General features: G+C 71.3%; 19 protein-coding genes and 1 tRNA gene. 10 read left to right on the forward strand and 10 right to left on the reverse strand.

The window, feature by feature from the left end; genetic code table 11:
- Window positions 1–1,335, reverse strand: coding sequence for a dipeptidase (locus tag QYS60_RS13020; protein ID WP_289377533.1), 1,335 nt, complete (start codon window positions 1,333–1,335; stop codon window positions 1–3).
- A 187-nt stretch (window positions 1,336–1,522) separates the two neighbouring features.
- Between QYS60_RS13020 and QYS60_RS13025 the strand changes: the two genes are divergently transcribed.
- Window positions 1,523–2,398: a cyclopropane mycolic acid synthase family methyltransferase gene (locus QYS60_RS13025; RefSeq protein WP_371383374.1), complete on the forward strand. Its 876-nt coding sequence runs from the start codon at window positions 1,523–1,525 to the stop codon at window positions 2,396–2,398.
- A gap of 88 nt (window positions 2,399–2,486) precedes the next feature.
- On the forward strand, window positions 2,487–3,290 hold the full coding sequence (locus QYS60_RS13030) for a TetR family transcriptional regulator (RefSeq protein WP_040784145.1): 804 nt from the start codon (window positions 2,487–2,489) through the stop codon (window positions 3,288–3,290).
- A gap of 16 nt (window positions 3,291–3,306) precedes the next feature.
- On the opposite strand, the gene QYS60_RS13035 is transcribed toward QYS60_RS13030, so the two are convergent.
- Together QYS60_RS13035 and QYS60_RS13040 are read right to left on the reverse strand one after the other, a co-directional pair.
- Window positions 3,307–3,708, reverse strand: a complete 402-nt coding sequence (locus QYS60_RS13035) for a holo-ACP synthase (RefSeq protein ID WP_054373802.1) — start codon at window positions 3,706–3,708, stop codon at window positions 3,307–3,309.
- Window positions 3,709–3,748: 40 nt separating this feature from the next.
- Complete coding sequence (locus QYS60_RS13040) at window positions 3,749–13,003, reverse strand: fatty acid synthase subunit beta domain-containing protein (RefSeq protein WP_371383375.1); 9,255 nt, start codon at window positions 13,001–13,003, stop codon at window positions 3,749–3,751.
- Between the two features lie 408 nt (window positions 13,004–13,411).
- Between QYS60_RS13040 and QYS60_RS13045 the strand changes: the two genes are divergently transcribed.
- The 4 genes from QYS60_RS13045 (at window position 13,412) to QYS60_RS13060 (ending at window position 14,897) form a co-directional block, all read left to right on the forward strand.
- Window positions 13,412–13,894, forward strand: a complete 483-nt coding sequence (locus QYS60_RS13045) for an HNH endonuclease (RefSeq protein WP_040784148.1) — start codon at window positions 13,412–13,414, stop codon at window positions 13,892–13,894.
- 47 nt (window positions 13,895–13,941) lie between these two features.
- Window positions 13,942–14,026: transfer RNA gene (locus QYS60_RS13050), tRNA-Leu, on the forward strand.
- Between the two features lie 68 nt (window positions 14,027–14,094).
- The gene (locus tag QYS60_RS13055; protein ID WP_003938948.1) at window positions 14,095–14,514 is read left to right on the forward strand and encodes a hypothetical protein; all 420 of its coding nucleotides are present in this window, start codon (window positions 14,095–14,097) and stop codon (window positions 14,512–14,514) included.
- Window positions 14,511–14,897 (forward strand): DUF3817 domain-containing protein, encoded by a 387-nt coding sequence (locus QYS60_RS13060; RefSeq protein WP_003938949.1) that lies wholly within the window; start codon window positions 14,511–14,513, stop codon window positions 14,895–14,897. The genes QYS60_RS13055 and QYS60_RS13060 overlap by 4 nt, the downstream gene beginning before the upstream one ends.
- Window positions 14,898–14,997: 100 nt before the next feature.
- Here the strand turns inward: QYS60_RS13060 and rdgB are convergent, their stop codons facing one another.
- The 4 genes from rdgB to QYS60_RS13080 all read right to left on the reverse strand — a co-directional run bounded on the left by rdgB (window position 14,998) and on the right by QYS60_RS13080 (window position 17,930).
- Window positions 14,998–15,615, reverse strand: coding sequence for an RdgB/HAM1 family non-canonical purine NTP pyrophosphatase (rdgB, locus tag QYS60_RS13065; protein ID WP_054374480.1), 618 nt, complete (start codon window positions 15,613–15,615; stop codon window positions 14,998–15,000).
- A gap of 1 nt (window position 15,616) precedes the next feature.
- Entirely contained in the window at window positions 15,617–16,405 is a 789-nt protein-coding gene (gene rph, locus QYS60_RS13070) for a ribonuclease PH (RefSeq protein ID WP_010596763.1), read from the reverse strand.
- 13 nt (window positions 16,406–16,418) lie between these two features.
- Window positions 16,419–17,180: a cyclic nucleotide-degrading phosphodiesterase gene (locus QYS60_RS13075; protein WP_371383376.1), complete on the reverse strand. Its 762-nt coding sequence runs from the start codon at window positions 17,178–17,180 to the stop codon at window positions 16,419–16,421.
- A gap of 123 nt (window positions 17,181–17,303) precedes the next feature.
- Window positions 17,304–17,930, reverse strand: a complete 627-nt coding sequence (locus tag QYS60_RS13080) for a rhomboid family intramembrane serine protease (protein ID WP_371383377.1) — start codon at window positions 17,928–17,930, stop codon at window positions 17,304–17,306.
- Between the two features lie 155 nt (window positions 17,931–18,085).
- Here QYS60_RS13080 and QYS60_RS13085 point away from each other — a divergent pair, with 155 nt between their 5' ends.
- Window positions 18,086–18,238, forward strand: a complete 153-nt coding sequence (locus QYS60_RS13085) for a hypothetical protein (RefSeq protein WP_371383378.1) — start codon at window positions 18,086–18,088, stop codon at window positions 18,236–18,238.
- A gap of 5 nt (window positions 18,239–18,243) precedes the next feature.
- Here QYS60_RS13085 and QYS60_RS13090 read toward each other — a convergent pair whose 3' ends face one another.
- Genes QYS60_RS13090 through clpS form a run of 3 tightly spaced genes read right to left on the reverse strand, consistent with a single transcriptional unit; the run spans window position 18,244 to window position 20,364 of the window.
- Complete coding sequence (locus QYS60_RS13090; protein WP_371383379.1) at window positions 18,244–19,350, reverse strand: P1 family peptidase; 1,107 nt, start codon at window positions 19,348–19,350, stop codon at window positions 18,244–18,246.
- Window positions 19,347–19,925, reverse strand: a complete 579-nt coding sequence (locus QYS60_RS13095; RefSeq protein WP_371383380.1) for a DUF2017 domain-containing protein — start codon at window positions 19,923–19,925, stop codon at window positions 19,347–19,349. The genes QYS60_RS13090 and QYS60_RS13095 overlap by 4 nt, the downstream gene beginning before the upstream one ends.
- A 55-nt stretch (window positions 19,926–19,980) precedes the next feature.
- Entirely contained in the window at window positions 19,981–20,364 is a 384-nt protein-coding gene (gene clpS, locus QYS60_RS13100; RefSeq protein ID WP_371383381.1) for an ATP-dependent Clp protease adapter ClpS, read from the reverse strand.
- Between the two features lie 48 nt (window positions 20,365–20,412).
- Here clpS and QYS60_RS13105 point away from each other — a divergent pair, with 48 nt between their 5' ends.
- From QYS60_RS13105 to QYS60_RS13115, 3 genes are read left to right on the forward strand one after another with little or no spacing between them, the layout of a single operon-like run.
- Window positions 20,413–21,759, forward strand: a complete 1,347-nt coding sequence (locus tag QYS60_RS13105; protein ID WP_371383382.1) for a nicotinate phosphoribosyltransferase — start codon at window positions 20,413–20,415, stop codon at window positions 21,757–21,759.
- 5 nt (window positions 21,760–21,764) lie between these two features.
- Window positions 21,765–22,322 carry an isochorismatase family protein gene (locus QYS60_RS13110; RefSeq protein WP_371383383.1) on the forward strand — a complete coding sequence of 186 codons (558 nt, stop codon included), beginning with the start codon at window positions 21,765–21,767 and terminating at the stop codon, window positions 22,320–22,322.
- Between the two features lie 46 nt (window positions 22,323–22,368).
- Window positions 22,369–24,399 (forward strand): ATP-dependent DNA helicase, encoded by a 2,031-nt coding sequence (locus QYS60_RS13115; protein WP_371383384.1) that lies wholly within the window; start codon window positions 22,369–22,371, stop codon window positions 24,397–24,399.
- The last annotated feature ends 26 nt before the right edge of the window (window positions 24,400–24,425 follow it).

A 24,425-nucleotide genomic window follows, 5' to 3' on the forward strand; every position in this document is an offset into this window, starting at 1 on the left:
TCACCGGCCGAGGGAGGCGAGCACCAGTGCCTCCGCGACGGCCATGCGCTCGAGTTCGGACGGGTCCACGCTCTCGTCGGGCCCGTGGATGCGGGCGGCGGGTTCCTCCACGCCCAGCAGCGCGATCTCCGCGTCCGGCAGCACCTGCTGCAGCACGGTGCACAGCGGGATCGAGCCGCCCTGCCCGACCGTGCCGACCTCGCGTCCGTAGACAGCGGCGAGCGCCCGTCGCAGCGCGGCGTATCCCGGCCCGTCGGTCGCCGCCCGGAACGGTTCGCTCACACCCTCCCGGTCGACCCGTACCCGCACGTTCCAGGGCGCGTGCGCGTGCAGGTGCGCGACGAGGGCATCCTGCGCGGCGAGCGGATCCGTCCCCGGCGGGACCCGCAGGTTCAGGCGCGCGGATGCGCGCGGCACGACCGCGGCCGCCGAGCCGACGACGGGGGGCGCGTCGATTCCGAGGATCGTCACGGCGGGCCGTGCCCACACGGCGTCGGCGACCGTCCCGGCCGAGAGCAGCGAGACCCCCTCGAGTACACCGGCATCCGCGCGGAACGTCCGGTCCGGATAGGGTTCGCCCGCCCACGTGCCGTGGGAGTCGAGGCCGTCGATCACGGTGTCGCCGGCCTCGTCGCGCAGGCTCGACAGCAGGCGCACCAACGCAGCGAGGGCATCGGGGGCCGCGCCGCCGAACTGCCCCGAGTGGATTTCCCCGGCCAGGGCTTCGATGTGGACGACGACGTTCGCCAGGCCGCGTAGCGACGTCGTGAGGGTGGGCCGTCCCGCCTCGGCGTTACCGCAGTCCGCGACGAGCACCAGGTCGGCGGCGAACAACTCGGGCCGTGCCCGGGCGAGGTCCTCGAGACCACCGCCGCCGGTCTCCTCCGAGCCGTCACCGACGATCCGGACCCCCACCGGCAGCGGCCCGAGTTCACGCAGCGCCCGCAGCGCGAGCAGATGCATCACCAGGTTGCCCTTGCAGTCCGCGGCGCCACGGCCGTACCAGCGGCCGTCGCGTTCGGTGAGCTCGAACGGCGGGCTGTGCCACAGCGACTCGTCGCCCGGGGGCTGCACGTCGTAGTGGCTGTAGAGCAGCACGGTCGGCGCCCCCGGCGGTGCGGGGGTGTGCCCGAGCACCGCGAGGGAGCCGTCGGAGGTCTCGATCAGCTCTGTGCCCTCGATGCCGACGGCGGCGAACGCGTCGCGCACCCATTCCGCGGCCACGACGCACTGCTCGGGCGGGAACAGACGCGGATCCGCCACCGACCGGAAGGCCACCAGTTCCTCGAGATCCTCGCGTGCCGCCGGCATGAGCCGGCGCACCCGCTCGCACATCTCCGCGACGTCCACGGCACCTCCCGATCGTTGTGTCTCGTTTTCGGTACGGGTACAGCCCGTCCGGATCGAAGCATGCTCGTCCCGCCGGTTTCCGGCGTACATTTCGCGATGTCGGGGTCGCCAACGGGCGGAACGGTCCACAAGAGGCAGGGGGCCGGCCGACCCTCGAACGGAAGGCACTGCGATGCCACCCAGTCCGCAGACCGCACTCACGCCCTTCTACCGGCAGGTCCAGTCCCACTACGACCTCTCGGACGAGTTCTTCACCCTGTTCCTCGATCCGTCCATGACCTACAGCTGCGCATACTTCGAGCGGGACGACATGACGCTCGAGCAGGCCCAGGCCGCGAAGGTCGATCTGTCGCTCGGCAAGTGCGACCTGCACCCGGGCATGACACTGCTCGACGTCGGATGCGGCTGGGGCTCGACGATGGTGCGCGCGGCCACCCACTACGACGTGGACACGATCGGGCTCACCCTCAGCCGCAACCAGTACGAGCATGTCCGCGACCTCGCCGCGCGACTGCCCGGCCCCCGCACCGTGGACGTGCGCCTGCAGGGCTGGGAGGAATTCGACGGGCGGGTGGACCGCATCGTGAGCATCGGCGCATTCGAGCACTTCCGGAGCGAACGCTACGACCAGTTCTTCACCAAGTGCCACGACATGTTGCCGCCGGACGGGCGGATGCTGCTGCACACCATCGTGGGGCACCGGCTCACCACACTGCGCGAGCGGGGAATCCCGGTGACCCGCGAGAACGCGCTGTTCCACATCTTCATCAAACGGGATATCTTCCCCGGCGGGCAGTTGCCGCAGCCCGAGACCGTGGTCGAAGGCGCGGAGCGGGCCGGATTCCGGGTCGAACGCATCCAGGCCCTGGCTCCGCACTACGTCCGCACCCTCGAACACTGGGCCGCGGCCCTGTCGGCCCGCCGCGACGAGGCGATCGCCCTGTCGTCGGAGGAGATGTACGCGCGGTTCATGAAGTACCTGAACGGTTCCGCCGAGCACTTCCGGACCGGCCACATCGACGTCATGCAGTTCACCCTCGTCAAGTGAGCCGACGGCCACCCCCGAGGTGTTAGCTGAGACTCGCCCTCACAGCTAGAAGTTCGGAATTCGGACAACCTCCGGCTAGCCTGGGCGCGTGGAGTCTGCAACGAAGCGCGGCCGTACCCCACGCCGAATCGATCCGGCGCTGGAGGTCCAGGCGGCACCCCAGGAGCTCGTGCCGCGCCGCCGCCCGACGCAGGAGCGCAGCCGGCGCAAGTTCGACGCGCTGCTCGCCGCGTCCCGCGAACTGCTCACCGAGGTCGGCTTCGAATCGTTCACCTGCGAAGAGGTGGCCGCCCGGGCCGACGTACCCATCGGCACCCTCTACCAGTTCTTCGCCAACAAGTACGTCATCGTTTGTGAACTGAACCGGCAGGACCTGGTAGGCGTGCAGGACGAGCTCGCCAAGTTCGACGGCGTCGTCCCGTCCGTGGACTGGCTGCGGTTCCTCAACGCCTTCGTCGACCATCTCGCCGGTCTGTGGATGTCGGACCCGTCGCGGCGGGAGGTGTGGCTCGCGATGCAGTCCACCCCGTCGACGCGGGCGACCGGCGCGATCCACGAGAAGGAATTCGCCGAGCAGATCGCGCGGATGCTGGCTCCGCTCATGCCCGACACTCCGCGCGAGCGCCGCACCCTGATGGCCGAGGTGCTCGTGCACGTCGTGTACTCGATGCTGAACTTCTCCGTGCAGGACAACCAGAGCCACGCCGACGCGGTCGTCGAACTCAAGCGGCTGATGGGCGCGTACCTGATGGTGGCCGAGAAGGAGTCCCGGACGAGCGCCAAGCGGCGCAAACGCCGCGAAGAGGCCGCCCGGGCGGAGGAGTCCCGCCGGGCCGACGACCGCGACTCCGAAACGCAACAGGCGGAGGAAGTCCGCACTTCCTCCGCCTGAAACCACCACCCGGGCCCTACGCTTGTGGGTCCTCCTCGAGCACGACGAACGCCCCCGCCATGTCGCCGTCGTGCGTGAGCGAGACGTGGATCCGCACCCCGGTCAGGTGCGCGGCGACATCGCCGTGCAGCCGGATCCCGGGTCGGCCCCACGCATCGGAGACCACCTCGATCTGCCGGTGCACGGTCTCCGGCAGCACCGGCGGGCTGCCGAACAGCGACGCCGACCACGCCTTGATCAGCGCCTCCTTCGCAGCCCACCGGGCCGCGAAGTGGCGGCCGGGACGGGAGCTGCGGGTGTTCGCGTCCCGACGCTCGCCCGGCGTGAAGTTCGAGAGCATCGCCGTACCTGCGCGGCCCAGCTGTTCCTCGAACTCCGACACCGTGACCAGGTCGAACCCGATCCCCGCAACTCCCATCCGTCCCGTGACCCGCTCTCTGTGACCGTGCGGCCGGCGGCTACTTGCAGCCGGGCAGACCCGAACGGTACACGTCGCCGTCGCCCAGTCGTGCCTGCGGCGAGAGCAGCACGTCCGCTTCGAGCTGGCGTGCCGCGTCGGCCGGCACCGAGTCCCCGCCGAAGCGGCGGTCGGCGGGCCGCTGGTACAGGGCCGCACCCCCGGTCATGGCCTCCGCGAGGCGGCGCTTACCGGCGACGGCGCGGGCCTGAGCCTGCTCGACGTAGGCCTGCCGGCGCTCCGCCGGGATCGCCTCGACGAACGCCTGCGGGTGGACCACCGCGATCAGCCCCGACACGTGGCCGAACCCGAGGCTGGTCAGCAGACCGGCCTTGAGCGCGTACTGCTCGCCGAAGCGGAGCGGGGTGCGCGGCCACACCAGGTGCTCGAACCCGGCCATCTTGTCGTCGACGCAGTCCAGGCTGCGGTTCGGCGGGACGATGCCCTGGCTGAGGACCTGGCACAGGCCGATCAGCTGGAACGCCGCCGCGCCGCCCTTGGCGTGACCGGTCAGCGACTTCTGCGACACCACGAACATCGGCGCACCGTCGCTGCGGCCCAGCGACCCCGCCAGGCGCTCGTGCAGCTCCGCCTCGTTCGGGTCGTTGGCCGCTGTGGAGGTGTCGTGCTTGGAGATCACCGCGATGTCGTCGGCGGTGACACCGAGCTTGCGCAGCTCCCGCGCCAGGCCCGACTCGAGCCCGCCGCGGCCGGCGCCGAGGGCACCGATGCCCGGAGCCGGGATCGAGGTGTGTACGCCGTCGGCGAAGGAACCGGCCCATGCGACCACACCGAGGACGGGCAGGCCCATCTCCAGTGCCAGGTCGCCGCGGGCGAGCAGGACCGTGCCGCCACCGGCGGACTCGACGAACCCACCGCGCCGGCGATCGTTGGCGCGGGAGAACCGGCGGTCGCTGATGCCCTTGGCCGTCATGTCGTCCGACTTCGCGGTGGCCGACATGTCACCGAACCCGACGATGCCCTCGATACCGAGGTCGTCGAAGCCGCCGGCGACGACCAGCTGCGCCTTGCCCAGCTTGATCTTGTCGACACCCTCCTCGACCGACACCGCGGCCGTCGCGCACGCCGCCACCGGGTGCACCATCGCGCCGTAGCCACCGACGTACGACTGCACGACGTGCGCGGCGATGACGTTCGGCAGGGCCTCCTGCAGGATGTCGTTCGCGCGGGACTCGCCGAGCAGCGTGTCGATGTACAGCGACCGCATCGAGGTCATGCCGCCCATGCCGGTGCCCTGGGTGTTCGCCACGTACGAGGGGTGCACCCAGCGCATGAGCTCCGACGGGGTGAAACCGCTCGAGAGGAACGCGTCCACCGTGGTCACGATGTTCCACAGGCCCACCCGGTCCACGGACTCGGCCATGTCGGCGGGGATGCCCCACTTGGTGACGTCGAACCCGGTCGGGATCTGGCCACCGACCGTGCGCGTCAGGTTCATCTTGCGGGGCACCCGGATCTCGGTGCCGGCCTTACGGGTGACGGTCCAGTCACCGCTGTCCGGAACCGACTGCGCGACGGTGTTCTCCGGGTCGGCGTCGACGAACGCGCGGGCCTCGGCCTCGGACCCGACCACGAAGGACAGGTCCTTGTCCAGGAACACCGAGGTCAGCAGCGGCGCCGCATTGTCGATCATCGCGCCGTCGTCGCCGTAGCGGCGGATGCCGCAGCGCTCGACCACCGCATCGTGGTACCGGTCGGCGATCTCCGCCTCGGGCACCAGCTCGCCGGTCTCCGCGTCGTACCAGCCCGGGGTGGGATCGTTCTCCCATGCCACAAGACCCGTGACCCAAGCCAGCTCGAGCACACCGGCGGCCGACAGTTCCTCGTCGACCTCCATCTCGAAGCGGGTGCGGGCCGAGCCGTACGGGCCGAGCTCGCCGGCGCCGACGATGACCACCAGATCGGCGGGATCGACGTCGAGCGGCTTCCACTCCGGCGCAGGCGACGTCGCGTCCAGGCGCGGCGGCGCGGGCAGCGCCGCGATGGTGACCTCGTCGGACTCGGTCTCGGCCGCGGCCTGCGCCTCGGCCTCCTCCTGAGCCTGCTTGGCCAGGGCCGGCAGGTCGATGTCGGCCTCGGACAGGCCCCCGGTCAGGTCCGCCACCAGCGGCGCGGCCGCAGCGGACTCCTTGGAGCCGGCGGTGACGAGCTTCAGCAGCTCGACGGCCATCTCGTCGGTCGACCAGGTGCGCACACCGGCGGCCTCGGCGGCCTCGACCAGCGGATCGTTGCCGCCCATCAGGCCCGTGCCCCGGACCCAGCCGATGAGGGCGTGAGCGAGGGTGACCCGCTCGGCCCACGTGCGCTCGGCGTGCCAGCGGTTGACGATCGCGTCCAGCGCGGCCTTCGCCTCGCCGTACGCACCGTCGCCGCCGAACTTGCCGCGGTTCGGCGAACCCGGCAGCACGACGTGCAGGTGGGTGTCGACGTCGCGGTCGTAGCCGATGTCGGCCAGCCCCGCGATGAGGCGCTCCACCGACCACAGCAGGACCCGCATCTCCATCTCGGCGCGGGCACCGGCGTCGGCCATCGACCCGACCACGCGCGGCGCGGCGAACGGGAACAGCAGCGTCGGGGTCAGAGCCTCCTTGATCAGCTTCTTGGCGCCGCCCGCGGTCTCCACGGTCTCGGTGCCGAGCCACTGCACCAGGGCGTCGACGTCGGAGTAGGACGCCATGTTGGCCGGAACCACCCACAGGGCCGCACCGGACCGCGCGTTGCCTGCGTACAGCTCCTTGTAGAAGCCGAGGCGGCTGTCGTTCAGGCTCGAGGTGGTGACCACGACCGTCGCGCCGCCGGCGAGCAGCTTCGCCGCGACCGCGGCCGCGATCCCGCCCTTGCTGGCGCCGGTGACGACGGCGACCTCGCCGGCGTACTCGGCGTCGCCGGTCTGCCGGGCAGCCGTCGCGATCGCCTCGAAGGTCCGCGCGAGTTCCGTGCGGCCGGCCTCGGTGGCCTTGCCCGCCCAGAACGTGGCGTGCGCAGCCACCGTGGCGCCCGCACCGGCGAAGCGCTCCGCGGCGATCTCGGCACCGAGCCACACGCGGGCCAGGTCCTCACGAGCCGTCGCCCACCGGTCGTCGATCAGCACGGCCTTGCGGGCATCGAACGCCGGCGCGACCAGCCGCTGCCAGTCGGAGCCCAGCTCCGCCGAGACCAGGTCGACCAGTTCCGTGTCCGCCTTGTCCGCGAGGTCCGAGGCCGCGTCGGCCAGGCCCAGCTCGGACAGGATCAGACGCGCGGTCTTGGCGAGCACACCGTTCGAGCCGGTGATGCCCTCGGCGAACTCGCCGAGCGCGGCAGCGTCGACGGTGGCACCGCCGCCGCCACCGGCGGACGGCATCGACACCGCGACACCGCGGCGGCCGGCGACCGACTGCACCGCAGCATCGATCAGCTTGTCGACGGCGCCGCCGTCGGACAGCGTGCCGTCGGACAGACCGCCGAGCGCACCGCCGCGGACGGACGAACCGTCCCGGCTGCCGAGCGCGACCTCCGCGGTCACGTGCGACGCCCAGCCCTCGCCCAGGCCCCACACCTTGGTGACGCGGTCGGCGACGTAGGCGGGACGCTTGCCCGACGGACCGAACACCTTGCGCAGGTGGTCGTTGACGGAATCCGACAGCACCGGACCGAAGGGCCGGTAGGTGCGGGCCAGGCGATCGACCGTGGCGGCGAGCGCGCCCATGTCGGCGTCGGCGGCACCGTCGATGGCGCCGAGCGACAGCTCCGAACCGAGGTCGACGAGCAGCTGGTTGCGCCGCGAGGACACGCCGTCGCACAGCGCCTCGATCGTGTCGGCGGGACCGACCTGATCCGGGCGCAGCTTCGTCCACAGGGCGATGAGCACCTTCGTGGCGTCGGCGGCCTTGAACGCGATGTCGTCCGGACGCGGGCCACCCGCCGGAGCGGCAGGTGCGGCGGCCGGAGCGGCAGCCGCAGCCGGGGCGGCCGCGGACGTCTCGGCCGAGGCCGGCTCGTCGTCCTCCACCGGCGCCGGATCGACGTCCGTGGAGTACACGACCGAGGCCTCGCGCTCGATGTTGAGCACCTCGACCGGCTGCCCGAAGCGGCCCGGCAGCTTCAGCGTCTGCGACGCCAGGTTCGCCACCGTCGGGGCGGCACCGAGGCCGACCTCGACGAACCGCTCGACGCCCAGGCCGCCGTCGGCCTCGTCGGCGAACAGCAGGTCCTGCGTCTCGATCCAGCGGACCGGGGACGCGAACTGCCACGCGAGCAGCTCGGCGAGCACGACGCGGCACAGCTTCGAGCGATCGGCTGCCCAGGTGTCGAAGTCCGCGAGGACCTCGGCCAGCGGCTCGGACGGCACCAGGTCGGCGATCTCCTGGACGAACTCCCGGCCCAGGTCGAACGGCTTGGGCACCAGGTTCGGGATGTAGCGGCCGATGAGGATGTCGGGATCGATCTGCTCCGGCAGCAGGTTCAGCAGGCGCTCCCGGAAGTCGTCCACGCCGCCGCGCAGGACGGTCGAGTGGAACGGCACGTCGATCCCCGGGACCAGGATGAACGCACGCTTGCCACCGAACTCGGCGACCTTGCGCTCGATCACGGACTCGAGGACCTCGAGGCCGGCGACCGTGCCGGCGATCGCGTACTGCGAGCCGCGCAGGTTCAGGTTGACGATCTGCAGGAACTCGCCGGTCTCCTCGGCGACCCCGGCGACGAACGCCTCGAGATCGGCGTCGGCGACACCGAACTGCGACGGGCGGATCGCGGCCATGCGGTAGTCCGAACGGCCGTGCTCGTCGCGCGGCACGAGGGCGTGCATCGCCGATCCGCGGCTGAACACCACCTCGAGCACCGCCTCGAGCGGCAGCACCCCGGCCACGGCGGCGAGGGCGTTGTACTCGCCCACCGAGTGACCAGCCAGGAACGCGCCCTCGACGAAGGCGCCGGCCTCACGCAGTTCCGCGATCTGGGCGACGCCCAGGGTCGCCATCGCGACCTGCGTGAACTGGGTCAGGTGCAGCACGCCGTCCGGATGCTTGTGGGTGACCCCACGGGCCTTGAGCACGGTCGGGTTGTCGCGCACCACGGCCAGGATGGAGAAGCCCAGGGCCTTGCGGGTGTGCTTGTCGGCGCGATCCCAGATCTCCCGGGCGGCCTTGCTGCGGGCACGGGCGTCCAGGCCCATGCCGGGACGCTGGATGCCCTGGCCGGGGAACGCGTACACCGTGCGCGGGGCAGCGGTGCGGCCGGTGGCGACCATCACCAGGTCGCCGTCCACGCGGCAGCCCACCTCGACGATCTCGGCGCCGCGGTCGGTCGCGATGCGGTCGACCCGCACGTCGATCTGCGCGCCGGGGCGCACCATGCCGAGGAACCGGGCGGTCCACGCCGTCAGGCGGCGGGCCGGCAGCTTGGCGTCGGACTCGAGGGCGGTCACGACCTGCTGGGCGGCGGCCGAGAGCCACATGCCGTGCACGATCGGGGTGCCCAGACCGGCCAGCAGGGCAGCGTTGTCCGAGGTGTGGATCGGGTTGTGGTCGCCCGAGACACGCGCGAAGGCGCTCATGTCGATCGGGGCGACGATCACGGCGTCTCGGCGGCGGCGACGTGGGGTCTCCACCGCGTCCTCGCTCACGGCACCGCCGGCGCGAACCGGATCGGCCAGCTCTGCCTTACCGGTGCGGCCGCGGATCGCGAAGCGCTCGATCAGCGTCGCGACCGTGGCGTCCCCGGAACCGTTGCCGTTGTCGGCGGTGATCTCGACATGCACCTCGACCACCCGGCCGAGGTCGGTGTCGACCACGTCCTGCACCTCGGCCTTGACACCCAGGATCGACGGATCGGTCGGCAGACCGTCCTTCACGTCGACGGCGTGGTCGAGATGGACCAGGTCGAGCATGCCCTCGATCACCGACAGGCTGTCGTCGGTCTGCGCGGCGCCGAGCGCGGCGAACACCGCTGGCCAGCACGCGCCGACGAGGACGTCGGGCACACCGTGGGCACTCGGGGTCAGCGTCGACGGCAGTCCCGAACCCGTGACACCGGCATGGTCGGCGATCTTCTCCGGCAGCCACCCGAGAGTGATGCGGGCCGCGCCCTTCTTCACCGCGGGCAGCTCCTGGCCGGCGGCGACACCGAGCAGCGCCGACATGGACGCCGACGCGTCCTCCGCGGTGACGACGGGAGCGCCACCGGTGTGCACGGTGGCCGGCACGGTCAGGCGGATCTCGACGGTCTTGTCCCCCGCGAGCGGCACCGTCAGGCCCACGTGCTCGGCGTCGAGAACGCTCAGGGTGGCGCCCGTCGCGGCGTGCACGGCGGCGGTGTCGGATTCGACGGACCACTCGTCCAGGTCACCGAGGCGGTGCACCGGGTTCACGGTCTGGCGGCCGGCCCAGTTCACATCCGGAGCCGACAGCACCGCGTCGAGCAGACCGGACGCGAGGTCCTGGTGACGACGAGCCGCGATCTGCACCGGCTCGACGCCGGCCGCGACCAGCTCGTCGACGGTGGCCTTCTCGAACCGGTCGAGCAGCTCACCGACGGGCTCGTCGGCGCGGGTGATGCCCGCGACGGCGACGGTGCCCGGGATGATGCAGACCTGATCTGCGCTGTAGCGCGGATCGTGGGCCTGCCACAGGGAATCGGACCGCCACCAGCGACGCACGTCCTGATCGACCACCGGCACGAAGTTCACCGGCTTGCCCGGGGTGCGGCACAGCGCGACGAAGAACGGGACGTCGGCCGGGTGCAGGACCACCGAATCGGCATCCGGGAACTGCCCGGTCAGCGTCGCCAGCGCCGCGTACGGCCGGTCGAGGGCCGCGTCGTCGGCGAACAGCGTCGGGATGGGGCCACGATCGGCCGGATGCAGACGGGACTCGGCACGCTGCAGCATCTCGCGGAAGCGCTCACGCCAGGTGACGTCGATCCACGGGTTCTCGGCCGCGTCGGCCACCTCCTGCGAGCCGACTGCGAGCTCGAGGTAGCGGGCGAGCCACTGCCCGTAGGTCATCTCGGCGACGTCGCCGAAATACGGCTTCGCGGTGACGTCCAGCGCAGCGATGATCTCGTCGCGGCGCGCGGCCACGGCCTCGGCGTCGCCGGCGACCTCGTCGAGCAGGCGCCCGGTGCGGGACGCCGCGTTGTCGATCTCGTGGATGTCCGCGCCCAGCTGGCTACGGCCGGAGGCCATGCCGCCGGAGGCGGTGCCGGCGCCGACCCAGTCCGGGGTGCCGGGGGTCTCGACGAGCATCCGCTTGACCTCGGGCGACGTGGTCGCCTCGAGCGTCGCCATCGCCGCGGTGCCGACCAGGATGCCGTCGAGCGGCATCGCCGGGAAGCCGTGGGCGGTGGACCAGCGGCCGGTCAGGTAGTCGGCGGCCCGCTCGGGGGTGCCGATGCCACCGCCGACGCACAGCACCAGGTTGGACCGGGTGCGCAGCTCGGCGTAGGTGGCGAGCAGCAGGTCGTCGAGGTCCTCCCACGAGTGGTGGCCGCCGGCGCGGCCGCCCTCGATGTGGACGATGACCGGGTAGTTCGGCACCTCGTTCGCGATGCGGATCACCGAGCGGATCTGCGCCACGGTGCCCGGCTTGAACGCGACGTAGCTGATGCCGGCCTCGGTCAGCTCCTCGATGATCGAGACGGCTTCCTCGAGCTCGGGGATGCCGGCGGTGACGACCACACCGTCGAACGGCGCGCCCGCGGCGCGGGCCCGCGGCACGAGCCGCTTGCCGCCCACGTGCAGCTTCCACAGGTACGGGTCGAGGAACATCGAGTTGAACTGCACGGCGCGGCCCGGCTCGAGCAGCCCCTTCAGCTCCTCGACGTGGTCGGCGAAAATCTGCTCGGTGACCTGGCCACCGCCGGCGAGCTCGGCCCAGTGGCCGGCGTTGGCCGCGGCGGCGACGATCTTCGGATCGACGGTGGTCGGCGTCATGCCGGCCAGCAGGATCGGCGAGCGGCCGGTCAGGCGCGTGAAGGACGTCTCGACGCCCTGGCGGCCGTCGGGCAAGGTGACCGGCTTCGGCGCGAACGCGGACCACGGCTGCGGCACCTCGGGCTCGGCGCCCGGGGTCAGCAGGTTGCGCTGACCACCGCGGGTGGCGGCGGCGATGATGCCCACACCCTGGCCGCGCAGGCCCGAGCTGGTCATACGCGTCAGCAGCTCACCGGGACCCAGATCCAGGATCCACGAGGCACCGGCCGCGACGGCGTCGTCGACGAGGGCGACCCAGTCGACCGGGTCGACGAGCACTTCCTGCGCCAGCGAACGGGCGAGGTCGGCGTCCAGGCCGCAGCGAGAGGCCCAGTCCGCGACCTGCTCGACCGCGTCGGCCAGCGCGGGGTGATGGAATCCGATCTCGGCGGAGACCGGCTCGAAGGTGGGGGCGAACACGGCACCGCCGCGCTTCTTCGCCTCACGTTCGCGGGTCTCCGCGGCCGAGATCTCCTCGCAGCGCTGCTGCACGCGCGCCAGGGCGGCCGGCGGGCCGGACAGCACGACGCGGCGACGGGCGTTGCGGATGGCGACGACAGCGGAACGCTGCGGATCCTGGTCGGCGAAGACCTCGGCGACGACGGCGCGCAGGCGCTCGGGGTCGACGTTCGCGACGGCGAGCATCGGGAAGCGCTCGGCGCCCGCGATGATGCCGCGGCGGCGGCCGACGAGGGTGGCAGCGGCACCGATGAGCTGGGCGATCGCGAGGATCTGCCCGTCCTTGGCGCCGGCGGCCTCGGTGGCCGCGACGGCGAGCACGCCCTGGGAGTGGCCGATCACGGCGGCCGGGGCCTGCGCGGTCACGTCGAGGCCCTGGTTCGCCAGCGCGCGCAGCGCGGCCACCTGGGTCAGGAACACGCCGGGCAGTGACACCGCGGCGGAGGTCAGTGTGGTCTCGGAGGGGCCGGCGACGGGCGTCTCGTCCTCGTCGGCGACTTCCTGCTCGAGCATCCAGGCGATGGGGTCGAAGCCGCTCGGGCGCACCACGACGAGGTCGTGTGCGACGGGCGCGAGCAGCGCGTCGGCCTCGTTGACCAGTTCGGTCAGGACCGGCTCGAGTCCGTTGTCGCGGCTGAGCTCCTCGAGGGAGCTGAGCCACGGGGCACCCTGGCCACCGAACGCGAGGGCGTACGGCTCCCCGGCGAGGAGCTTGTCGACCAGCGCACCCTTTCGGGAAGCGGGGCCGATCCCCCGGTCGCTGGTGCGTCGTGATGCCTTCGAGTTCCGTCCGTTGTCGGCTGGTGTGGTCTCGTCGATCGTCACGCGTGTAGTTCCTCTCCTGAACACCTCGAGGGCGTGGTTCTCTCGTTGGCCGCCCGCGCCGCCGTTGGCGTTCTGATGGCTCTGATCTGCTCGTTCGGGCTAACCAAGAGTGACACAAAATCATGAGGGGTTCCTCATGTTTTGTTCCGCGCGGGTTACCGAGGCCGGAGGGGCGCGTGAGATCACTCACAGGAGGCCGGAGAAGTGACTCGCCGGTAGGGAGAGTCGGCGCAGGCTGCACGGCTACGTGGACGTCCATCAACCTGAGGAAAGCCTCACGTTTATCGTTACACAATCGTTACCATCTTGACGGGCCGCGAAACGCGTGCATGAGGGCGTTTTCCGCGATTTGTCAGAACAGCCGGATACACTTCTCTTATCGAACACACATTCGATCCAGGGGGGACGATGGGGCGGTCGACGAAGTACACATTGGAAATCCTCGAGGAGGCGGTACAGAACTCGACAAGTGTTGCCGGGGTCATGCGCTACCTCGGCCTCGTTCCGAGCGGGGGTTCGCACCACCACCTCAGCCGGCGGATCAAGAAGCTGGGCATCGATACGACACACTTCACCGGATCGGCACACACCAGGGGTGGTCGTGCGCTGAACCGTCTGGAATGGAAGGAAGTGCTGGTCTGCAGACCCACCGGCGCTCCCCGACAGAAGCCGCCTCTCCTCCGCCGGGCCCTCGTCGAGTCCGGACGCGAGTACAAGTGCGAGAAATGCGGCCTCGGCGATCTGTGGTGCGACTATCCGATCACACTCCATGTGGACCATATCGATGGGAATCCGAACGACTCCCGCCCGGAGAACATCCGATTCCTGTGTCCCAATTGCCATAGCCAGACCCCGACCTGGGCCGGAAGAAGACGTTTCGGCACCCGATAGGTCGACCAATGAAGGACTGGCGTAATCGCGTAAGGTAACGCTGGTAAGCGCGAGTGGCGGAACAGGCAGACGCGCGGCGCTTAGGACGCCGTGTCTTCGGACGTGGGGGTTCAAGTCCCCCCTCGCGCACCACGTGACCTCTCCCACGGCACTCGACCGCTCTTGGCAGGTCGAGGGGCCGCTCGGGTACTTTTGATGACGTGTCCGAGAACCGTCCGCCGCGTCGCCTTGCCCTCGTCGTACTGGTGACGGTCGCCGCGGCCGGTTGTCTCGGTCTGGGCTTCTGGCAGTGGACCCGGTTCGAGGCCGTGGGCGGCACGTTCCAGAACCTCGGCTACGCACTGCAGTGGCCCGCGTTCGCCTTCTTCTGCGTCTACGCCTACCGCCGGTTCGTGAAGCTCGAGACCGAGGACGCCGAGAGTCAGGCCACGGGAGCGCCGCGCGCGTCGGAACCGAAGGAACCCACCGAGATTCCCGAGGATCTCCTCCCCCAGCGGCCCCGAGCACAGATCGACCCGAATGCGGACGTCGATCCGGACGACCCCGAGGCCCGGCAGATGCTGGAGTACAACGATTACCTCGCGCAGCTGGCGCGCAGGTCCGATAGGAGCGCTCAGTGAGCACGACCCCCGAGCAGGCACCCGACCAGACGAGCGGTTCGACCGCGCCGCAGTCTCGACCGGTGGCCGACCGGAAGAAGATCGCCTCGGCCCTGACCCGGTACCGCGCGCTCGCTTGGATCACCGGCGTGTGGCTGCTCGTGCTCACCGGCGAGATGGTCGCGAAGTACATCCTGAAGGTCGAGAACGTTCCCGGCTGGATCGCCGTGGTCCACGGCTGGGTCTACGCGGTGTATCTCGTGCTCACGCTCGACCTGGCGATCAAGGTGCGCTGGCCGGCAGGCCGCACGATCGGCACCCTCCTCGCCGGCACCATCCCGTTCCTGTCGTTCTTCGTCGAGCACCAGCGCACTAAGCAGGTCAAGACCGACTTCGGCGTCTGACGCCGGCCCAGATCCACGCGATCGACCGGCATCCGCCCACGCCACGGCGTGGGCGGATTCCGATTCTCCGCTCGAATCCCCAGCTCGGCGCGACGGCCGTCTAGCGCGCGAGCGCGGCGAGGTCCGGTACGAGCTGCGCCAGCGCCCGCCCGCGGTGCGACGACGCGTCCTTTTCCTCGGCGCTGAGTTCGGCTGCGGTGCGGTCCTCGCCTTCCGGCCGGAACACCGGGTCGTAGCCGAACCCGTTGCCACCGCGGGGGCTGTGGACGATGGCGCCGCGCCACTCCCCGCGCACGACGTGCACCGCGATCTCGCCGTCGTCACCGGGGACGGCGAGGGCGCAGGCGGAGACGAATGCCGCGCCGCGCCGCTCGTCGGGGACGTCCTGCAGCTGCCCGAGCAGCAGTTCGGTGTTGGCGTGGTCGTCGCCGTGCCGTCCCGACCAGCGGGCGGACAGCACCCCGGGCATCGCATTGAGCGCGTCGACCTCGATACCGGAATCGTCTGCGACGCAGGGCATCCCGGTCGCCGCTGCGCCGTCGCGCGCCTTGGCGGCGGCGTTCTCCTCGAACGTCGCGCCCGTCTCGGGCGCTTCGTCGTAGGGCGGCACCGCGTCGAGGCCGACGAGGTCGATCCCGTCGATTCCGGCGGAGTCGAGGACGCGCTGCAACTCGCGCAGCTTCTTCGCGTTGCGACTGGCCACGAGCACCCGCACCATCTCAGACACCGAACTTCTTCCGGGTGCGCTCGGGTGTCACGGGCTGCGGGAGCGTGCCCGGGTAGGGCGCTTCGAGCGCCTGCTTCTGGATCTCGCACAGTTCGGCGATGCCGGCGAGCGCGGAGTCGAGCATCTTGTCGAGGGTGGAGCGTGCGAACGTCGCGCCTTCGCCGGTGCCCTGGACCTCGACGAGGGTGCCGGTGTCGGTGGCGATGACGTTCATGTCGACCTCGGCGCGCACGTCCTCCTCGTAGGGCAGGTCGAGACGGACGCGGCCGTCGACGACGCCGACGCTCACGGCGGCGATGGCACAGGAGATGGGCTGCGGGTCGGTCAGGCGCCCTGCCGCGCTCAGCCAGGTGACGGCGTCGGCGAGCGCCACGTAGGCGCCGGTGATGGCGGCGGTGCGGGTGCCGCCGTCGGCCTGCAGGACGTCGCAGTCGATGGCAATGGTGTTCTCGCCGAGGGCGGCGAGGTCGATGCAGGCGCGCAGGGCGCGGCCGACGAGGCGGCTGATCTCCTGGGTGCGGCCGCCGAGCTTGCCCTTGACCGATTCGCGTCCGCTACGGGTGTGCGTGGCGGCGGGGAGCATCGCGTATTCGGCGGTGAGCCAGCCGAGACCGGAGCCCTTGCGCCAGCGCGGTACGCCCTCTTCGACGCTGGCGGTGCACATGACGCGGGTCTGGCCGAATTCCACGAGCACCGAGCCCGCGGGGTGGTTGGTGAATCCTCGGGTGATCCGGATGGGGCGGAGTTCGTCGTCCGCTCTGCCGTCTTCTCGTGTGGTCACCCGGACGAGCCTATTAGATGCGGTAGACGTCTCCGGCGGACACCGCGTGGACGGGCCCGGAATACTGCTCCTTGGCTTCGGCGATGACGTCCTCGCGCGAGGTCCACGGCGGGATGTGGGTGAGCAGCAACTCTCCCACCTCGGCACGCGCGGCAACGAGCCCGGCTTCGGCGCCGGAGAGGTGGATGCCGGCGGGCCGGTCATCGGGCGCATGGGTCCAGGAGGCTTCGGACAGCAGGACGTCGGCACCGCGCGCGAGGTCGACGACCTCGTCGCACATGCCGGTGTCACCGGTGTAGACGACGGTGCGTCCGGAGTCGCTGGTGATGCGGAATCCGTAGGCCTCGGGCGGGTGGTTGACCCGGCCGGGGCGGATGGTGAGCGCGCCGAAGCGGAAGGCTTCCCCGTCCGCGAGGGTTCGCACGTCCAGGGTGTCGCTGACATCGTCCATCTCACCGGCGATCTCGGCGGAGGCGGCTCCCACGCGGACGCTGGTGTCCGCGGGGCCGTAGACGAGGGTGCGTCCGGTCGGGCGGTTCGGGGAGTAGCGCCGCCAGACGAGCAGGCCCGGTATGTCGAGGCAGTGGTCGGCGTGCAGGTGCGAGAGCAACAGCGAGACCTCGCCGGGATCGGCGTACCGCTGCAGGGCCCCGAGGACCCCGGGACCGAAGTCGATCACCAGGGGCGGGGTGCCGGGGGCGGTGATCAGGTAGCCCGACGCGGCGGAATCCGGCCCGGCCACGCTGCCGGAACACCCCAGGACGGTCATGCGCATGGGCTCATGCTGCCACGTCCCTGTGGTTGCGACGAAGCCAACACGGGTTTTGATCGAGAGATGTCACAGTCGCGCCGACGCTGTGATCCTACCGATCGGTCAGTTACCTGACGGGGGTGCGTCTCACCCGAACGGGGAGCTCGGCACAGCTGGGGAACGCCGCCGGCGACGCTCGTCGGCGGAGAGCAGCCAGGCGGCCAGGACGCCGCCGACGGCACCGAAGAGGTGCCCCTGCCAAGAGACGCGGGGGTCGCTGGGCAGCACGCCCCACAGGATGCTGCCGTAGACGAACAGCACGATCACCCCGATGACGATCTGATTCGCCTGCCGGGTGAAGATGCCGCGCGTGATCAGGTAGGTGAGCCATCCGAAGACGAGGATGGACGCCCCGATGTGCACGAAGCCGGCTCCGGCGGTGAGCCACGTCCCGAGTCCCCCGACGACCCAGATGATCGCGGTGGCGGCCAGGCCGCGGCCGATTCCGGAGACGAGCACGAGGAATCCGAGCACGAGCAGGGGGATGGTGTTCGCGCTCAGGTGCGCCCAGTCGGCGTGGAGCACGGGGGCGAACAGCACGCCCCACAGTCCGTCGGCGCTTCTCGGTTCGATGCCGGCGGTGTCGAGCTCGGCGGGCGCGGCGGCGTCGACGGCCTCGATTGCGTAGAGCAGGGCGACGAACCCGGCGATCAGCAGCGCCGCGCGTTGCCAGACGGGCCGGAGCCCGGGACGGGAACCGTCGGGTACGGTCATGCGCTCGCCCTTCGCGTGTGTCCTGCATGGTGTTCCTGACTTTCGAGCCTACCGACGGGGGCCCTGATCGGCACCGGGCGCGACCGCGTGAAACCGCACTATCCCGGCGGTGCGGTGGCTACCGTGGAGGTCACCGTCGACCCGGGGAGGCAGTCGTGCCCAGAAGCGTCGGAGATCGCTACATCTGCGAGAAGTGCGGTGCGCAGCTCGTCTACGAGAAGGCGTGCCCGTGCAGCGAGGAGATGGCACATTCGGAGATCTGTTGCGGTGGCCAGATGAAGCGCGTGTCGGAGGGTGCGCCGGGCTGAGCGCGTCAGCGCGACGTGGTGGTCCCGGTCGCGAAGGCGGAGGGGAACAGGTCGCGGTAGGCGGGGATGCCTGCGACCGCGGTCGCGTGCAGCACCGCGTCCACGACGGCGCGCTGGACGACCTCGGCGGCCACCTCGCAGACGGCGGCCAGCACGGGTAGTTCGGGCGCGAAGGCGTCGGGGATCGGACGTGCCGGCGCGGGCACCGTCGCGGTGCCGGTGGCCAGGGCGAAGAGGGTGTCGCCGTCGAGCGGGGAGTGCGCGGGGCGAACCGCCCGCGCGAGCCCGTCGTGCCCGGCGACGGCGACCCGGCGGCAGGCGGCGGCGGTCAGATCGGCATCGGTGGCGACGACGCCGATGGTGGTGTTGAGGGCGGTGCCCTTCGGCGCGAGGGCGTTGGCGGCGGCGATCTCGGCGGCGGCCGGGGCGACGAGTCCGAGCTGAGCGGCCCGGGTGGGCCCGAGGCCCCACGGCAGGCCCGTTTCGGGATCGAACACGGCCCCGACGGGGTTGGCGACGACGAGTGCGGCGACGGTGACGCCGGCGGCGGGGCCGTCGGTCAGGGCCAGGCTCGCGGTGCCGATGCCGCCCTTGAGGGTGCCGGCGCGGGCGCCGACCCCGGCGCCGACGGTGCCGCGCGCGACGGTCGTGCCCGCGGCCGCGGCGGCCCGGTATCCGCTGTCGGCGGTGGGGCGCGCGGTCCACTCCCCCACGGGCAGGTCGAAGACGACGGCGCCCGGCACGATGGGCACGACGGCTCCCGGCGGTCCCATCGCGATGCCGCGCCCGTGCTCCTCGAGCCACCGCATCACGCCGTCGGCGGCGGCGAGACCGTAGGCGCTGCCGCCGGTGAGGAGTACGGCGTCGACGCGCTGCACGGAGTGGCTGGGGTCGAGCAGGTCGGTTTCCCGGGTGCCGGGGCCGCCGCCGCGGACGTCGACGGCGGCGGTGACGGCGCGGTCGGGGACGACGACGGTGCATCCGGTGGCCCGTCCGGTGCCGTAGGTGTCGTCGGAGCCGAGGGTGACGTCGGTGTCGAGGGCGTGCCAGTGCCCCACGCGCATGCCCGCGACGTCGGTGAGCGAGTCGGTGGGTCCGGGCGCGGCCGTCACGGCATGAGCGCCTGGACGAGGGAGTCCTGCATCCAGGTCAGCCAGTGGTAGACGTCGAGGTGCGGGGCTCGCGGGTCGTCCTCGTCGAGCGCCTCGGGGGTGTCGTCGTCGATGCCGAGGGTGGTGCCGAGCGCGAGCCGCAGGTCGTTGAGCCCGTACAGCCAGGCATCGGCCTGCTCGGGGCTGAGAACCACCTTCCCGCCGGATTCGGGGACGGTGCGCAGGATGACGGCTCCGGCGGCGAGCTTGGCGTCGATGATGTCGGGTTCGTGCAGGCTGCGCAGGGCGCCGTTGAGGTCGGCCGATTCGTCGTCGGGATGCACGGTGGCGTCGGCGTCGGGCCGGTGGAAGTCGGGCAGCAGCCGTTGCAGCGCCGGGACGTCCGGCGGGGTGGAGTTGCCGGTGCGCAGACCGGTGAGCGCGGCGAGGTCGTCCTGTGGGGCGCCGGCGGCGCGTTCCTCGAGCATGCCGAGGACGGATGCGACGAGCGAGCGCAGCACCGACGCTTCGTGTGCGTCCATCTCGGATCGCAGCTTCACGCCTCCGAGCGAGTTCTTCCTGCTCCACTGCCGCACGTCGGTCGGCTCCTCCTGGCTCCGCGGTCGGAATTGTCGGCGAGCGGGCGGCCGGTCACTCGGCCCGCTGCATCGTCGCCCACAGCCCGGCGGCGTGCAGGCGTTGCACGTCGTGTTCCATCTTGTCACGCGAACCGCTCGAGACGACGGCCTTGCCTTCGTTGTGCACCTTGAGCATCAGTTCGGTGGCCTTGGCCTTGCTGTACCCGAACAGCTTCTGGAATATGTATGCGACGTAGTGCATCAGGTTGACCGGGTCGTCCCATACGACGGTGACCCAGGGCCGGTCGACGGCTTCGATCTCCTCGACGGCTTCGGCTTCCGCCGGCATTGCCTGCCCTGCCGCCAGGGTGACCGTGGGGAACGAGACCACGGTAACTGCGTCGGACAGCTCCGTGGGGGCGGTGTCGAACGGGCTTGTCGAGGAACACATCGCCATGTCTCCAGGGTACGGCGTCCGCGCCCGCCGATACAGCGGCATCCCACCGTGCCCCTCTACAGTGAGCGGGTGCCCGATTCCCTTCTTCGGTCGACCACGACGGCGAGTACCGCCCTGTTCACGGACGTCTACGAGCTGACGATGCTCGAGGCTGCGCTTGCGGACGGTACCGGTTCGCGCCCTTGCACGTTCGAGGTGTTCGCGAGGCGTCTGCCGCCCGGGCGCCGGTACGGCGTGGTCGGCGGGACCGGCCGGCTCGTCGATGCGCTCGAGACGTTCCGCTTCGGCGAGGAGGAACTCGCGGTGGCGGGACGGTTCCTCGACGCGTCGACCGTGGAGTGGCTGCGGGGCTACCGGTTCTCCGGCGACATCGAGGGCTACCGCGAAGGCGACTTCTACTTTCCCGGTTCGCCGGTGCTGGCGGTACGCGGCACGTTCGCCGAATGCGTCCTGCTCGAGACGCTGATCCTGTCGATCCTCAATCACGACAGCGCGGTGGCCTCGGCGGCGGCCCGGATGGTCAGCGCCGCGGACGGCCGCACCCTGATCGAGATGGGGTCGCGCCGCACCCACGAGGAGGCGGCGGTCGCGTGTGCGCGGGCCGCGTACCTGGCGGGCTTCGATGCGACGTCGAATCTCGAGGCGGTGCGCCGGTACGGGGTGCCGGGCACGGGTACCGCGGCGCACGCATTCACGCTGGTGCACACGACGGGCGCGGGTCGCGACGAGGCGGCGGCGTTCCGCAGCCAGGTCGAGACGCTCGGGGTGGGAACCACGCTGCTGGTGGACACGTACGACATCACCAACGGGGTTCGCACGGCGGTCGAGGTGGCCGGCACCGGTCTCGGGGCCGTCCGGATCGATTCGGGTGATCTCGGCGTGCTGGCCCGGCAGGTGCGTGAGCAGCTCGACGGCCTGGGTGCGACGAACACGAAGATCGTGTTGTCGGGTGACCTGGACGAGTACGCGATCGCGGGTCTGCGCGCCGAGCCGGTCGACGTGTACGGCGTGGGCACGTCGCTGGTCACCGGGTCGGGCGCACCGACGGCGGGAATGGTCTACAAGCTCGTCGAGGTCGACGGCATCCCGGTGGAGAAGCGCAGTGCCCACAAGGAGTCCCGGGGCGGCGCCAAGCGGGCGGTGCGGTTCGCGCGCCCGACCGGCACGTTGGTGGAAGAGGTGATCTACCCGGCGGAAGCACCCGTCCCGGAGGGTGACGGCGAGGTGGTGCACGAGCTGATGGTGCCTCTGATCTGCGACGGCGAACGGGTCGACGACGTGGCTACGCTGGAGGAGAGCCGGGCGTTGCTCGCCCACGGGCTGATCAGTCTCCCCTGGGAGGGTCTGACCCTGTCGGCGGGTGACGCGGCGGTGCCGACCCGATTCGTGAGGTGAGGACGATGTCGCGGGCGTTGGTCGTCGTCGACGTTCAGAACGACTTCTGCGAGGGCGGGTCGCTGGCCGTGGCCGGCGGCGCCGCGGTCGCCGCCGATATCAGCCGGTACCTGACCGCGCACGCGCAGGACTACGCGCACGTGGTCGCCACCCGGGACCACCACGTCGATCCGGGTGCGCACTTCTCCGACGAGCCGGACTTCGTCGACTCGTGGCCGCCGCACTGCCGCGTGGGAACCCCGGGTGCCGAGTTCCACCCGGCGTTCGACACCACCCGCGTGGAGGCGATCTTCTCCAAGGGCGCGTTCGAGGCCGCGTACTCGGGCTTCGAGGGCAGTCACGAGACGGGCGAGTCGCTCGACGAGTGGCTTCGCCGGCACGGCGTCACCGAGGTCGACGTCGTGGGCATCGCCACCGATCATTGCGTGCGCGCGACCGCGCTCGACGCGGCGGCCGCGGGGTTCGAGACCCGCGTGCTGCTGCCGTACACCGCGGGGGTGAGCGCGACGACCGTCGAGTCGGCACTCTCGTCGCTCCGGGAGGCGGGTGTGGAGCTGGTGTGACAGGTCGGTCCGCGAGGCTGACGGTGGTGCCCAGTACCCTGGCGCGGTGCCCGAACTCCCGAATGTGCCGGAACTGCTGCGCACCGCGGTGCACGCGCTGGGCGGCAAGGAACGGCGCAACCAGCTGACCATGGCGTCGGCCGTGGCGCATTCGCTGGACACCGGTGAGCACCTCGCCGTCCAGGCCGGCACCGGCACCGGCAAGTCGCTCGCCTATCTCGTGCCGGCGGTGCGGTATGCGGTGCAGACGGGCCGGACCGTGGTGGTCTCCACCGCGACGATCGCGCTGCAGCGCCAGCTGGTGGACCGGGATCTGCCGCGACTGGCCGACGCGCTGGCGACGGAGCTGGGCCGGCGCCCTCGGTTCGCGATTCTCAAAGGCCGCGGTAACTACCTGTGCCTGAACAAGATTCACACCGGTCTGGCGGAGGAGCCCCCGGCGGACGACCAGTTGTTCGACGCGTTCGCGCTGTCGCGGATCGGCCGGGAGGTGCGGCGGGTCACGGAGTGGTCGTCGACCACCGACACCGGCGACCGGGACGACCTCGTCCCGGGCGTGTCGGATCAGGCGTGGCGTCAGGTGAGTGTGAGTGCCCGCGAGTGCCTGGGCAAGTCGCGCTGCCCGGTCGGTGAGGACTGCTTCGCGGAGATCGCCCGAGCCGAGGCCGGGCAGGTCGACGTGGTCGTCACCAATCACGCCCTGCTGGCGATCGATGCGATCAGCGGACTGTCGATCCTCCCCGAGCACGACGTGGTGGTGGTCGACGAGGCGCACGAGCTCGTGGACCGCGTCACCGGGGTCGCGACGGCCGAGCTGTCCGGCGGCACCGTCTCGGCCGCCGCCCGGCGCTGCGTGAAACTGATCGAGGACGCGGACGTGGACCGCCTCGAGGGCGCCGCCGAGAACTGGGAGGCGCTGCTCGAGGAGCTGCCGCCGGGACGGTGGGACGAGTTGCCCGAGGGGGCGGGCGCGGCACTGGCCGCGATCCGGGACGCGGCCTGGTCCGTGCGCACCGCGCTGGGGCCGCCCAAGCCCGGCCTCGACGCCGAGGCCGCCGCCGCCCGCAACCAGGCGCTCGCGGACGTCGACGAGGTGCACGACTGCGCGGTGCGGGTGCTGACCGCCTTCGAGGAGACCGATCCCGCCGCGCGTCGGGACGTCGTGTGGCACGCCGCCGACGAGTTCCGCGGCAACGTCCGTCACACGGTGCGGATGGCGCCGCTGTCCGTCGGTGGGCTGCTGCGCTCCCGGCTGTTCGCCGAGGCGACGGTCGTCCTGACCTCGGCGACGTTGACGGTGGGCGGTTCGTTCGACGCGCTCGCCGTCAACTGGGGGCTGCCGCCGGAGTCGCCGGCACGCAGCGACACGGGTGCAGCGTCGGGTACCGAACCGCCGTCGGACGACGGGGACCTGCGGTGGAACTCCTTGGACGTGGGATCGCCGTTCGACCACGCCAAGTCCGGCATCCTGTACGTCGCCAGGCATCTGCCGCCGCCGGGGCGCGACGGACTCTCCCCCGCGTACCTGCACGAGATCGCGGAGCTGGTCGAGGCGGCCGGTGGGCGCACGCTCGGCCTCTTCTCGTCGATGCGGGCCGCGAAGGCGGCCGCGGAGGCGATGCGGGAGCGTCTGGACACACCCATTCTGTGCCAGGGCGAGGACGCGACCGGCGCCCTGGTGGACAGGTTCGCAGCCGACGAACCGACGTCGCTGTTCGGGACTCTGTCGCTGTGGCAGGGCGTGGACGTCCCGGGGCCGTCGCTCTCACTCGTGATCCTGGACCGGATTCCGTTCCCGCGGCCGGACGATCCGCTGCTGGTCGCGCGGCAGCGGGCCGTGGAGGCGCGCGGGGGCAACGGTTTCCTGTCGGTGGCGGCCACCCATGCGGCGCTACTGCTCGCGCAGGGCGTCGGGCGGCTGCTGCGGAGCACGGACGATCGGGGGGTCGTGGCGGTGCTCGATCCCCGCCTCGCGACCGCACGGTACGGCGGATACCTGCGCGCGTCCCTGCCGCCGTTCTGGGAGACGGCCGACCCGCAGGTCGTGCGCAAAGCGCTCACGCGGCTGCGCGGCTGATCGTGCCGCCACACGTCCGATCCCGA

Origin of the sequence: Rhodococcus sp. GXMU-t2271 (assembly GCF_041414735.1) — a bacterium.
GTDB lineage: Bacteria > Actinomycetota > Actinomycetes > Mycobacteriales > Mycobacteriaceae > Rhodococcus > Rhodococcus indonesiensis.

Coding starts and splice junctions, on each gene's coding strand:
- QYS60_RS13025 (WP_371383374.1), top strand. CDS start 1,523: ATGCCACCCAGTCCGCAGACCGCACTCACGCCCTTCTACCGGCAGGTC.
- clpS (WP_371383381.1), bottom strand. CDS start 20,364: ATGGCGATGTGTTCCTCGACAAGCCCGTTCGACACCGCCCCCACGGAG.
- rdgB (WP_054374480.1), bottom strand. CDS start 15,615: ATGGTGCGGGTGCTCGTGGCCAGTCGCAACGCGAAGAAGCTGCGCGAG.
- QYS60_RS13020 (WP_289377533.1), bottom strand. CDS start 1,335: ATGTGCGAGCGGGTGCGCCGGCTCATGCCGGCGGCACGCGAGGATCTC.
- QYS60_RS13080 (WP_371383377.1), bottom strand. CDS start 17,930: ATGACCGTACCCGACGGTTCCCGTCCCGGGCTCCGGCCCGTCTGGCAA.
- QYS60_RS13035 (WP_054373802.1), bottom strand. CDS start 3,708: ATGGGAGTTGCGGGGATCGGGTTCGACCTGGTCACGGTGTCGGAGTTC.
- QYS60_RS13045 (WP_040784148.1), top strand. CDS start 13,412: ATGGGGCGGTCGACGAAGTACACATTGGAAATCCTCGAGGAGGCGGTA.
- QYS60_RS13075 (WP_371383376.1), bottom strand. CDS start 17,180: ATGCGCATGACCGTCCTGGGGTGTTCCGGCAGCGTGGCCGGGCCGGAT.
- QYS60_RS13110 (WP_371383383.1), top strand. CDS start 21,765: ATGTCGCGGGCGTTGGTCGTCGTCGACGTTCAGAACGACTTCTGCGAG.